This is a genomic window from Pseudomonas sp. Colony2 (assembly GCF_019382755.1).
In the GTDB taxonomy this organism is placed as follows: Bacteria; Pseudomonadota; Gammaproteobacteria; order Pseudomonadales; family Pseudomonadaceae; genus Aquipseudomonas.
Genome location: NZ_CP080030.1, coordinates 2,191,053 through 2,202,156, shown reverse-complemented (window position 1 = coordinate 2,202,156; position 11,104 = coordinate 2,191,053). Strand labels below are relative to the sequence as shown.

Annotated in this window: 11 protein-coding genes; 6 read left to right on the top strand and 5 right to left on the bottom strand. The window is 62.6% G+C overall.

Features of this window, described 5'->3' with window-relative positions:
• Positions 1-199: 199 nt before the first annotated feature.
• The 3 genes from JV201_RS09525 to JV201_RS09515 are packed head-to-tail and all read left to right on the top strand — an operon-like array spanning position 200 to position 2,711.
• Complete coding sequence (locus JV201_RS09525; protein ID WP_177009656.1) at positions 200-1,537, top strand: MFS transporter; 1,338 nt, start codon at positions 200-202, stop codon at positions 1,535-1,537.
• Positions 1,538-1,574: 37 nt separating this feature from the next.
• On the top strand, positions 1,575-2,234 hold the full coding sequence (locus tag JV201_RS09520; protein ID WP_219406804.1) for an aspartate/glutamate racemase family protein: 660 nt from the start codon (positions 1,575-1,577) through the stop codon (positions 2,232-2,234).
• Positions 2,235-2,258: 24 nt separating this feature from the next.
• Entirely contained in the window at positions 2,259-2,711 is a 453-nt protein-coding gene (locus JV201_RS09515; RefSeq protein ID WP_003214512.1) for a thiol-disulfide oxidoreductase DCC family protein, read from the top strand.
• 53 nt (positions 2,712-2,764) lie between these two features.
• Here the strand turns inward: JV201_RS09515 and JV201_RS09510 are convergent, their stop codons facing one another.
• Positions 2,765-3,970, bottom strand: coding sequence for an MFS transporter (locus JV201_RS09510; protein WP_219406803.1), 1,206 nt, complete (start codon positions 3,968-3,970; stop codon positions 2,765-2,767).
• Between the two features lie 77 nt (positions 3,971-4,047).
• Positions 4,048-5,547 (bottom strand): PLP-dependent aminotransferase family protein, encoded by a 1,500-nt coding sequence (locus JV201_RS09505; protein ID WP_219406802.1) that lies wholly within the window; start codon positions 5,545-5,547, stop codon positions 4,048-4,050.
• Positions 5,548-5,624: 77 nt separating this feature from the next.
• Here JV201_RS09505 and JV201_RS09500 point away from each other — a divergent pair, with 77 nt between their 5' ends.
• Complete coding sequence (locus JV201_RS09500; RefSeq protein ID WP_219406801.1) at positions 5,625-7,298, top strand: M24 family metallopeptidase; 1,674 nt, start codon at positions 5,625-5,627, stop codon at positions 7,296-7,298.
• An 85-nt stretch (positions 7,299-7,383) separates the two neighbouring features.
• Positions 7,384-7,602 carry a DUF4287 domain-containing protein gene (locus tag JV201_RS09495; protein ID WP_003214516.1) on the top strand — a complete coding sequence of 73 codons (219 nt, stop codon included), beginning with the start codon at positions 7,384-7,386 and terminating at the stop codon, positions 7,600-7,602.
• A gap of 28 nt (positions 7,603-7,630) precedes the next feature.
• On the opposite strand, the gene JV201_RS09490 is transcribed toward JV201_RS09495, so the two are convergent.
• The 3 genes from JV201_RS09490 to JV201_RS09480 form a co-directional block, all read right to left on the bottom strand.
• On the bottom strand, positions 7,631-8,134 hold the full coding sequence (locus JV201_RS09490; protein WP_087693745.1) for a DUF2867 domain-containing protein: 504 nt from the start codon (positions 8,132-8,134) through the stop codon (positions 7,631-7,633).
• Entirely contained in the window at positions 8,134-8,532 is a 399-nt protein-coding gene (locus tag JV201_RS09485; RefSeq protein ID WP_087693746.1) for a glyoxalase/bleomycin resistance/extradiol dioxygenase family protein, read from the bottom strand. The genes JV201_RS09490 and JV201_RS09485 overlap by 1 nt, the downstream gene beginning before the upstream one ends.
• Positions 8,533-8,826: 294 nt before the next feature.
• Entirely contained in the window at positions 8,827-10,059 is a 1,233-nt protein-coding gene (locus tag JV201_RS09480; protein WP_102368492.1) for an MFS transporter, read from the bottom strand.
• Positions 10,060-10,123: 64 nt separating this feature from the next.
• Here JV201_RS09480 and JV201_RS09475 point away from each other — a divergent pair.
• On the top strand, positions 10,124-11,104 hold a 981-nt coding region (locus tag JV201_RS09475), incomplete at its 3' end, for an AraC family transcriptional regulator (RefSeq protein ID WP_219406800.1).

Here is an 11,104-nt window from a genome sequence, read left to right as displayed (position 1 = left end):
CCCCTTTTCCGTTGTGGTCCTTGCGTAGAAATCACCCACCCCCTCCCTGGATAGCTCCCCGCCTTACCTGGCCCAAATCCTGCCTGCATCACTCCCACCCAGTCGCTACTGACTACGCGGACGACTCTTTTGAGCCCCGCCGCCCAATCCCCGCCCCCGATAATCAAGCATCCCCCTACCACCGCCGAGGCCTTCCCCCATGACGAGCCCATCCACCGAACAGGTCAGCCCCCAAACCCTGCGCAGAGTGATCATCGCCGCCGGCATCGGTAATTTCGTGGAGTGGTTCGACTTCGCCGTCTACGGCTTTCTCGCCACCACCATCGCCCAGCAATTCTTCCCCAGCGGTGACGCCAGCGCGGCGTTGCTGAAGACCTTTGCGGTGTTCGCGGTGGCCTTCGCCTTCCGGCCCCTGGGCGGGATTTTCTTTGGCATGCTCGGCGACCGGATCGGGCGCAAACGCACGCTGGCCATGACGATTTTGCTGATGGCCGGCGCCACCACGCTGATCGGCCTGCTGCCCACCTACGCCGCCATCGGCGTGGCGGCGCCGATTCTGTTGTCGTTGATTCGCTGCGCCCAGGGTTTTTCCGCCGGGGGCGAATACGCCGGGGCCTGTGCCTATCTGATGGAGCACGCGCCCAGTGACAAGCGCGCCTGGTATGGCAGTTTTGTGCCGGTGTCGACGTTTTCTGCGTTCGCTGCGGCGGCCGTGGTGGCGTACGCCCTGGAGGCTTCGCTGTCCGCCGAGGCAATGGGCAGCTGGGGCTGGCGCTTGCCGTTCCTGATCGCTGCGCCGCTGGGGCTGGTGGGGCTTTACCTGCGCTGGAAGCTGGATGAGACGCCGGCCTTCCAGGCGGTGAAGCAGGAGCACGCGGTAGCGCACTCTCCCCTCAGGGAAACCTTGCGCAACCATGGTGCGGCGATCTGTTGCCTGGGCGCTTTTGTGTCGCTCACGGCGTTGTCGTTTTATATGTTCACCACCTACTTCGCGACGTATCTGCAGGTGGCGGGTGGCTTGAGTCGAGCGGTGGCGTTGCTGGTGTCGCTGATTGCGCTGATTTTCGCGGCGGCGATCTGCCCGCTGGCGGGGTTGTATTCGGATCGAGTGGGGCGTCGGGTCACGGTGATGACGGCGTGTGTGTTGTTGATTGTGGTGGTGTACCCGTCGTTCCTGATGGCCAGTTCCGGGTCGTTCGCGGCATCGGTGGTAGGGGTGATGTTGCTGGCGGTGGGCGCGGTGCTGTGTGGGGTGGTGACGGCGGCGTTGTTGTCGGAGACCTTTCCGACACGCACTCGGTATACGGCTTCGGCGATTACCTACAACATGGCGTACACGATCTTTGGCGGTACGGCGCCGTTGGTGGCGACGTGGTTGATCAGTACCACGGGCAGCAACCTGTCGCCGGCGTTTTATCTGATTGCGGTGGCGGTGCTGGCATTGGCGGGCGGGTTGGCGTTGCCGGAGACGTCGCGGATTTCGCTGCATGAGGTGGGCGTGGAGGAAAAAGGCGCAGCGCCGGTGTTGTCGCGTTAAAGTCGGCGGGTGTTCAAAAGTGCCGGAGACCTGAGCGATGCGTATTACCTGCCTGCATACCGCCGAGAGCAACATTGCCGTGTTTGACGCTGCCGCAGCAGCGCTGGGGATCGGGTCACGGGTGTTGCACCATGCAGTCCGGGCCGATCTTCTGGCAGCGGTTGAATGCGCGGGTAAGCTGACCGCAGGCATAGCCGAGGAAACGCAGCTGGCGCTGGTTGCCCTGGCTCAGCACTGCGATGCAGTGGTGCTCACCTGTTCGACCCTGGGCCCGGTGGTTGAACTTGCCGGTACTCACACCCCGGTGCCGATTTTGCGGGCAGATGAAGCGCTGGCATTCGCGGCGGTTCAAGCTGGCGGGAAGGTGGTGGTGTTGTGCGCTGTCGAAACCACACTCGAGCCGACTGCTCGCTTGTTTTACCAGATGGCCCAGCACACCGGGGCGTCGGTGGAGGTGCAACTGGTTCCGGGGGCATGGGCGATGTTCAAGGCGGGCGACCTGCACGGTTATCTCGCGACCATCGCCAAGGCTGCGGACCGTGCCTATGGGGATGGCGCGTCTATCGTGGCACTGGCGCAAGCGTCCATGAGCGAAGCCTCTTCGCTTGTAACGACGGGCCCTGCTCCACTCACCAGTGCATCGACGGGGCTGCGGGCAGCGCTGAGTCGTGCCGAACGCGGGTATGATCCAGGCTAACCCGGCCCGACTGGACCCACGCTGATGCCCGCCTCCCACACCCGGCCTACTCCCGCACCACTCCTCAAGCCCGGCGAAACCGTGGTGCTGTTCGACGGTGTGTGCAAGCTGTGCAACGGCTGGGCAAGGTTCCTGATTCGCCATGACCACGACCGGCGTGTGCGCTTGGCGGCCGTTCAGTCGCCCGAAGGTCAGGCGCTACTGGCCTGGGCCGGGTTGCCGCTGGATCAGTTCGACACCCTCGCCGTGATCCGCGACCGGCAGTATTGGGAGCGTTCGGAGGCGGTGTTTGAAATCATTGCGCAACTGCCTGCCCGCTGGCGCCCGTTGCTGGTGCTGCGCGCCATCCCGCGCTTTCTTCGGGATTGGGCTTATGATCGCATCGCGCGTAATCGCTATCGGCTCTTCGGGAAATACGACACATGCCTGTTGCCGGATCCGGATCATGCGCGGCGTTTTTTGAAGGGGCCGCCATGAACACCTGAGTTTGGCTTACTCACCTGGGCAGGCGTGGAGGATAGGTAAAGCACTCACTCCCCGCGTCCAGTGTCGTAGCGTTTGGAATAGGAAGCCCCCATCAGATAGAAGCACCCACCCGCCACGATAAACGCCGCGAGCATATAGAACATGAAATGCGCCGACTGCGTTGCCAGGGCAAACCCGCACAGCACCGGCCCCAGCGCACCGCCGAGGCTGGACAGGTTTTGCGCGCCGTAATACATGCCGCGCAGGTGCTCCGGTGCGATGCGGTCGATAAACATGTACTCGGCCGGGAACACGATGATTTCGCCCACGGTGAATATCGCCACGGCCAACGCCCAATGCAGCACGGTGGTGGACAGCGCAAAACCGACGACGCCCAGCAGAAACAGGCTGAAGCCCGCCGTCAGCCATTGATTCAGATGCTCGTTGGTAATGCGCTTGCCCACGATGTACTGCAGGCAGATCACCACGGTCGCATTGACCGCCACCACCGAACTGATGACCCGGTAGGTAAATTCCGGCGTGCTTGTGGTCACCAGGTATTGCGAGATGTAGCCGGTGAACTGGCCGAACGCCACGGCGCTCAACGCGCCGCCCACCGTGAAGCAGACCAGGCGATAGTCCTTGAGCAGAATGCGCCCCACCGCGACGAACGACACCGGGGCATTGGCCGGGTCGGCGGAGCTGAGGCTCCTGTCGCCCCACACCCAATAGGTGAGGAAGAAGCCCATGCCCAGGATCGCCGACACCAGGAACGGCAGTTTCATATCCATGTGCGCGAGCCCGGCGCCAATGAACGGCCCCACTGCGTAACCAACGTTGATCAGGGTGTAGCGCACCGAAAACACTTTGCCGCGTTCGGCTTCCGGCAGCAGTTTGCCAAACGCGGCCTTGACCACGATATCGATCACTGAATAGGCGAAGTTGAACGACACCAGAAACAGGAAAAACAGCCACAGGTGCGACGTGACGCACATGCCAATGAAGCCGACGGTGAAAAACCCCGTGAAGCTGAGAATCAATCGGTAGCTGGAGATTTTGTCAGTCAGGTAGCCGCCGTAAAGGCTCAGCAACGAACCGACGAGCATTGCACCGCCCACCACCAGGCCGATTTCGCTGATGCCCAACGTGAAGTTGGATGAAAGATAAATCACCATATACGGCAGGGTAATGGCGCGCCCCAGGGTCAGGAACAACGCAGACGACAGCAGCAGATTGACCGAAAACGGGTAGTGTCTGAAGGCAGCGAGCATCAGCGTCGGTTCCTGTTATTGGCAGTATCAAAGGCTAAGTAACATATCCTTACACATCCACCTTTGAGCCGGCGTAATTATTTAGCCGCGCCCCCAATCGCCCGTGAAGCCTCAGCCAAGCGCTGCGTAGCGACGCGGATTTCCTCCGAATTGAGCGAGGCGAAGCCCAGGCGCAAGGCATTTTCAGGACGATCAAACGGTGAAAACAGGCGACCGCTGCGCACCACCAGGTCCAGCTCCAGCGCTTTTTCGGCCAGTAGGTCGACGTCGATTGAGTCGGCGAACCTTACCCACAACGCCAGCCCGCCTTCGGGTTCCTGCACAGAGATCTGCTCGCCAAAAGCTTCCAGCAAACAACTGAGCAGGGTCTCCCGGCGCCGACGGTATTCCCTGGAAACCCGCCGCAGGTGCTTCTTCAATTCGCCATCGTTGATCAGGTCCGCGAGCATCCGCTGCATCACGGCATCGCCCTGGCCCAGGCTCACCGCCGCCGTACGTTCGAGCACTTCGATGAGGTTCGACGGGGCAACGATATAGCTGCAACGGAAGGTGCTGCCCAGGGACTTGGACAGCGAGCCGATGTAGATCACATGACGCTGGGCGCTGTCACTGGCCAGGGGCAAATAAGGCCGTCCGGCAAAGTGGTATTCGTGGTCATAGTCTTCCTCGATGATGCAGAAGTCATGCAGTCGGGCCAGTTCCAGGAGCTGCTGGCGACGTCCGGCACGCAGGCTGACGGTGGTAGGAAACTGGTGATGGGGGGTGACGTACATCATCCGTACGTCATGCAGGCGGCACAGCTCGGCGAGTTGGTCGACCCGGCAACCTTCGTCGTCGAGGTCCACGGTGACCAGTTGCGCACCCAACTGGCGGAAAATCTCCCAGGCCGGTGGGTAACTCAGGCGTTCGACCACCACCACATCACCGGGTTTGAGCAGCGCGCTGGCGGTCAGGTACAGCGACATCTGCACGCCTTGGGTCAGGCAAATCTGCGGCGCGCCGACCGTCAGGCCGCGATTGTGGCGCAACATTTCGGCCAGGGCGTTGCGCAGGTACTGTCCGCTGCCTTCGCTGCCATGGCGCACGGTGTTGGTGGTAAAGCTGTTGCGCAAGGCATTGCGGTAATAGCGGTGCAGCACGGCTTGCGGCAGCAAGCGATGGTCACAGGCGCCATTGTCGAAAAACAGCGCGCCGGGCCGGTGTTGCAGGGCTGTCACCTGTTCGCCTGGGGTGAAATAGGCCGCCGCAGGCACCTCCCGCAATGCCGGGGCAAACGACTTCGGTGCGCGGGTGGCCGGCACCGCGCCTGTCGCCAGCTGCGAACTGACGAAGGTACCGCGACGTTGAAGGCTGACCAGCCAGCCCTTGGTCACCGCCTCCTCGTAGGCAAGGATCACCGTCTTGCGGTTGACGTCCAGCAGTTGCGCCATCTCCCGCGTGCCGGGCAACAGCGCTCCGGGGCGCAGGCGGCCCTCGACAATCGCGCTCACCAGGCCCTCGACGATCTTTCTGTAGGACGCCTGCGGCTGCGCCCCATCGAGTTTGAGCAACGGGCGCCATTTGCGAAGCTGGACCATATGAATTATCCAAAACTGGAGGTTCTCCTGGTCCTAGTCTACCGCAACAATCGAGCCTCAATTGCCCCGAGGTGTTTATGCACAACCGCCATGTCGTTGAATTGTTGCCCTCGGGCAAATCCTTCGAAGCTGCCGATCAATTGCTGCTCGACGCCATGCTGGCCAGCGGTCTCGCCGTACCCTTTTCCTGCCGGCGCGGCGCCTGCGGATCGTGCAAGGTCAAGGTGGTGTCGGGCCAGCACCGGGAAAAGCTGCGCACACCCGACACCCCTGCCGCCTCCTATCCGCTCGCGGCTGGCGAGATGTTGCTGTGCCAGAGCCATGCCTGCAGCGACATGCGCCTGGAAATCCCCGGCTGGTCACTGGACACGCCCGCGCTGGAAGTCAGCGCACAGGTGATCAGCAAACGCGCGTTGAGCGCCGACATCGTCGAGCTGGTGTTGCTGACTGCCCAGCCACTCGACGTGCGGGCCGGCCAGTACCTCAGGTTTCGCCTCGACGATGGCGACAGCCGCTGTTTCTCCGTGGCCAATCTGCCCGCGCAGGATCAAGGCCGGTTGGTGTTTCATATTCGCCAGGTCAGCGGTGGCCTGTTTTCCGAACGCATCCTGCCGAGCCTGCAAGTGGGCGATGCGGTGAAACTCGAAGGCCCCGTGGGCGCCTGCACCTGGCAACACGACGATGAGCGCCCTGTTGTGCTGTTCGCCACCGGGACCGGTTATGCCGGTATCAAGCCCTTGTTGCTGACGGCCCTGGCCCGCCAGGCCGAAGTCACCCTGTATTGGGGTAACTCGGCACCTGCGGACTTCTACGACGTCGAGTTTCTCGAACGGGCCAGCCAGGCCCATCCACGCTTTCTCTGGCATCGGGTTTTGTCGGCAGACGCACGCGTACAGCAGGTCGCGCTGACACAGCCCCATGACTGGGCCGAGAGCCAAATCTACGCCTGCGGCAATAGCACGATGATCAACCAGGCCCGCGAAGCCTGCCTGGCGGCGGGTGCGCAGGCGCATCGTTTTGTCGCCGAAGCCTTCGTCCCCAGCGGTGCATTGACGCCAGCGGAGTCGCTCAACACGCGGCACCCGGTGCTGGAAAAAGTCGGCCCGCGCTACTCGCTGGACGGCATGCTTGCGGCCCGCGAGCAAACGGTCAGGGCCCTGGCCGCCATCGCCGATCAATTGAAAGTCGGCATGACCACGGCGCAAGCCCTCGCAATGGCCAGCGAGACATTGCAGGCCATGGGCGCGTCTCACACCTGGCATCCCACCTATATCCGCTTTGGCGAAGACACCATCCGCACACCCCGCCAAGGCATCGACCTGCTGCGCAAGCTGCGGCCCACCGACATCGCCGTGGTCGACCTTGGCCCGGTGTGGGATGGCTATGAAGGCGATTATGGCGACACCTTCGTCTTCGGCGAGCACCCATTGCATGACGCTTGCACGAAGGCCCTGCATGAAGTGTTCGACGAGACCCGCGATGCCTGGCACCGCGGGCTGACCGGGCGCGAGCTGTACGACTTCGCTGAGGGTAGCGCCCTCTCCAAGGGCTGGCGCCTTGAGCGCAACCTGGCCGGACACCGCATCGCCGACTTCCCGCATGCCCTGTTCGGGCAGGACAAGCTGGCTGAAGTCGAGATCGTACCGAGCGAGATGGTCTGGGTGCTGGAGATACAGATCTGCCATCCCACACAACCGGTCGGGGCGTTCTTCGAGGATATTCTGATTGGCGAGGCCAACGGGGGCCTGTAGGGACGGGCCGTACGGTGGACCCGGTGAGTCCAGAGCGGTAACGTTATCCGGGCATTATCACCTCAGCAAAAAGGGAGTTTGCATCATGACCGACGACACAAAAACAAAAGGGCCAGCGTCGTACTTCCCCTCCATCGAAAAAAACTATGGGCAACCCATTAGCCACTGGCTGGATCTGCTCAAGGCCGCCAGTTCCAGGAAGCATATGGAGCTTGTGGCCTTGCTCAAGACTGAACACGGCATGGGCCATGGTCACGCCAATGCGTTGGTTGCGTACTTCTTGGCGGCTGAAAAAGGCAATTGATCCACCTCCCGGCGGGCGGTGAACGTGCCTACCCGCCGGGCGTTGCGGCTGTCTCTTGCAGCGTTCGTTCAAGTCGTCGTAGGTGAGCATTCACAATGAGTTTGTGCGCTGGCCCCACTGGCAGCATGTAGAGGCGCCCATAGGTGTTATGGGTGACAACCGACGAGGTGATCGTGAGTACACGGTCAGCGATTGAAAGGCAGATCATCACATCCAGGTGCCGGTCACGCTCGGTCAGCACCAGCATGTCGGGCGCGCAGCGTTCCACCAGGAAGAAGTCCAGCCGGTCGCCGACCTGCACAGCCTCGCGCAAGGTGCCGGAGAACCCACCGATGCGCTTCACACCAAACAACGAGGAAATGGCATCCCTGATTCGGAAAGCCACCTGCATCAACGGCCCCGGTTCGCCGGTCATGATGTTCCAGGCATCCAGCGCGGTGATTTCAGTAGGCAGCGGGGCTGACCGGGTGTCGTAGTAATCAAGCTCTGACGGTGCACGCAGCGTGTGAACAACATCGGTAGTCGTCAACATTATCTTCCCTGATTGCTCGGTTGGAGCGGCTGACCTACATCAATACGATTCCCGTCCGGGTCTTCGAACACAAACGCCCGCAACCCGTAATCCTGATCCTTGAGGCGCTTGATGATCCTCGCCCCATGCTGCACGCAAGCGGCGTGCAGCCTGTCGACATCGTCCACCATCAGGTGGGCAATCGTGAACGCGGCGGCTGGGTGGTTGGGTTGCAAGGTCAAATGCAGCTCGCCCTGGTCGCGCTGCAGAATCATGAAGCCGATCGGGTTTCCATTTTCGAAGGCTTTCGTAAACCCCAGGACCCTGGTGTAAAAATCATGGGCCCTGCCCATGTCCTTTACGGGAAGCGTTACTGCAATTCGTCCGAAACGGACGCCATGATCAACGACTGCGCTCATCGCAGAACCTCAACGTGCAAGCACCATGACACCTGCCAGGCGGTGCTGGTGAGTGTGAAGCGCCTTGCCAAACCTGAAGGAGCAGGACGGTGCCTGCGAGGCAGAGGTTATTTTGCGCAGCTACTGAAGTAAAGAGAGATACGAGGGTCGCTGCAGGTCAATGATCAGCAGGCGGTCGTTCAGCTACGATTGCTCGGAGTCGGAACTGAGCCCAAAACCAGCAGGATTGATCAAGCGAACTGAAAGGGGGCGAAGCGCATGCGTTTATTCTCGCCCCCTGCCTCTAACACGGTTTCAGAGATGAAACGCCGGCCCCGCCTCTGCACCTTGTGGAGGCGCTTCAACCTTCACCTTCAGCGCAATCAACAGTGCCGCCAACAGCATCAAGATACCTGCCGCGACAAAGACCCCGCCGATACCACTGAAACTAAACATCGCGCCGCCTGCCGCCGCCCCGGCGGCAATCGCCGACTGCACTGAAGCCACCACCATGCCCCCGGCGCTTTCAGCCTGGTCAGGCACTGCCCGCGCCACCCAGTTCGACCAGGCCACCGGCACCCCGCCAAACGCCAGGCCCCACAGCATCAACAACCACACCTGGCCGGTCACGGTTGCCGGCAACAGCGCCAGGGCGAGCGCCGCAACGCCCACCAGCGCGGGCATCAGCACCAATGTTCCACGCGGCAGACGCACCAGCAGCCAGCCGGCCAGCAGCGTGCCGGCAAAGTTCGCAACGCCAAATCCCAGCAACATCAACGCCAGCCCCTCGGCATCGACGCCTGTGGTGCTTTCCAGGAATGGCCGGATATAGGTGAACAGCGCAAAGTGCCCGGTGTGCACCAGCACGCACCCCAACATGCCCACGGCAATGCCCGGACGCAACAGCACTTCCAGCACCGTCCTCAAGCGGGCGGTCCTGCGGGGTGCGAGCGGCGGCAGGGTGAACAGCTGGAACACCAGGGTCACGCCGCCCACTGCGGCGGCGGCGAGAAACGCGCTGCGCCAGCCGTACAGCCCACCCAAAAAGCTGCCCAGCGGCACCGCCACGACAGTGCCCACCGCGATGCCGCTGAAGATGATCGACAAGGCACGCGGCAGCAGTGCCGCCGGTACAAGCCGCATCGCCACCGCCGCCGCCATGCTCCAGAAGCCACCCAGGGCGATGCCCAGCAGGACGCGCATCAGCAGCAACACCGTGAGGCTCGACGAGACCGCCACCAGCAGGTTGGAGCAGATCATCAGTGCGCTGAAGCACAACAGCACCACGCGCCGGTCGATCCCGCGGGTCAGGCCCGGTACCAGCAAACCGGCGAACAACGCCACCACCGCCGTGACTGTCACCGCCTGCCCTGCCAAGGCTTCCGAGACGCCGAGTTCGGCCGCCATCGGCGTCAACAAACTGGCCGGCAGGTACTCCGCCGTGAGTAATCCGAACACGCCCATCGCCAACGAAAATACCGCCATCCAGGCCGGTGTCGCGGGCGCTACATCTGCACCGGTTACGGCGTCACACACACAACTGCTCATCACGGTCACCCTCCAAAAGTTATCGCGACCGCCAGTCTAGGTACGCAGGACAGGATGATCTATGATGCAAAATCTTGAATTCTTTACCGAAACCCCGAAAATGATGCCCACAGAACCGTTCGACGTGTCCTCTGACCTCATCAACGAGCTGCTGCGCGGCATGCGCCTGCGGGGCGTCGAGTACCGCCGTATCCAGGCCGGGCCGGCGTTTGGCCTGGGCTTTGCGGCCAAACCCGGGCATGCGTACTTCCACCTTGTCGCCGCCGGCGGCGTCACCCTGCGTACCGAGGACGGCACGCAGTACGAACTGACGCCGGGCAACGCCGTGTTCATCTCCCACGGGGGCGCCCATCAGTTGCTCTCCAGCCCGGAGGTGCCGGTGCAGGACATCGACAGCTTCAACGCCGCAGTCCTCGGCGATGCGGTGTGTGCCGTGGATGCCCGCGCCGATGCAGGCGTGGCTCAAAGCACCCTGCTCTTCAGCGGCTGCATGGAGTTTGAACTGGGGAGTTTGCACGGCCTTGGCCGCCTGATGCCGGACCTGATGCTGATCGACGCCAAGGGCCAACGTTATCCGGGGTTGATGCCGATCCTGGCGGCCATGGAGCGTGAAGTCAGCAGCGCCCGCATCGGCTTCGCCGGCATACTGGCGCGCCTGGCGGACGTGGTGGCGGCCATGGTTGTTCGGGGTTGGGTTGAATGTGCGTGCGGGAATGCGTCCGGCCTGGTGGCGGCGTTGCGCGACCCACGCCTCGCCAAGGCCCTGCTGGCGTTGCATCAGCAACCCGGGCGCGATTGGACGGTGGAGGAGCTGGCAGCGCAATGTCATACCTCACGCTCGGTGTTCGCCCAGCACTTTCAAACCACCATCGGCACGCCACCGCTGCGCTACGCCACCGAACTGCGGATGCGCCTGGCCAGCCAGTGGCTGACGCTGGAACGGCTGCCGATCGAAACCGTGGCGCAGCGCCTTGGCTATAACTCCCAGGCGGCGTTCAGCCGAGCGTTCAAGCGCGTTACCGGGCAGCCGCCGGGGGCCAGCCGG

Excerpts from the sequence above, each read along its gene's own strand:
- JV201_RS09515 (WP_003214512.1), top strand. The coding sequence starts at position 2,259 with ATGCCCGCCTCCCACACCCGGCCTACTCCCGCACCACTCCTCAAGCCC.
- JV201_RS09495 (WP_003214516.1), top strand. The coding sequence starts at position 7,384 with ATGACCGACGACACAAAAACAAAAGGGCCAGCGTCGTACTTCCCCTCC.
- JV201_RS09500 (WP_219406801.1), top strand. The coding sequence starts at position 5,625 with ATGCACAACCGCCATGTCGTTGAATTGTTGCCCTCGGGCAAATCCTTC.
- JV201_RS09510 (WP_219406803.1), bottom strand. The coding sequence starts at position 3,970 with ATGCTCGCTGCCTTCAGACACTACCCGTTTTCGGTCAATCTGCTGCTG.
- JV201_RS09520 (WP_219406804.1), top strand. The coding sequence starts at position 1,575 with ATGCGTATTACCTGCCTGCATACCGCCGAGAGCAACATTGCCGTGTTT.
- JV201_RS09505 (WP_219406802.1), bottom strand. The coding sequence starts at position 5,547 with ATGGTCCAGCTTCGCAAATGGCGCCCGTTGCTCAAACTCGATGGGGCG.
- JV201_RS09490 (WP_087693745.1), bottom strand. The coding sequence starts at position 8,134 with ATGTTGACGACTACCGATGTTGTTCACACGCTGCGTGCACCGTCAGAG.
- JV201_RS09525 (WP_177009656.1), top strand. The coding sequence starts at position 200 with ATGACGAGCCCATCCACCGAACAGGTCAGCCCCCAAACCCTGCGCAGA.
- JV201_RS09480 (WP_102368492.1), bottom strand. The coding sequence starts at position 10,059 with ATGAGCAGTTGTGTGTGTGACGCCGTAACCGGTGCAGATGTAGCGCCC.
- JV201_RS09485 (WP_087693746.1), bottom strand. The coding sequence starts at position 8,532 with ATGAGCGCAGTCGTTGATCATGGCGTCCGTTTCGGACGAATTGCAGTA.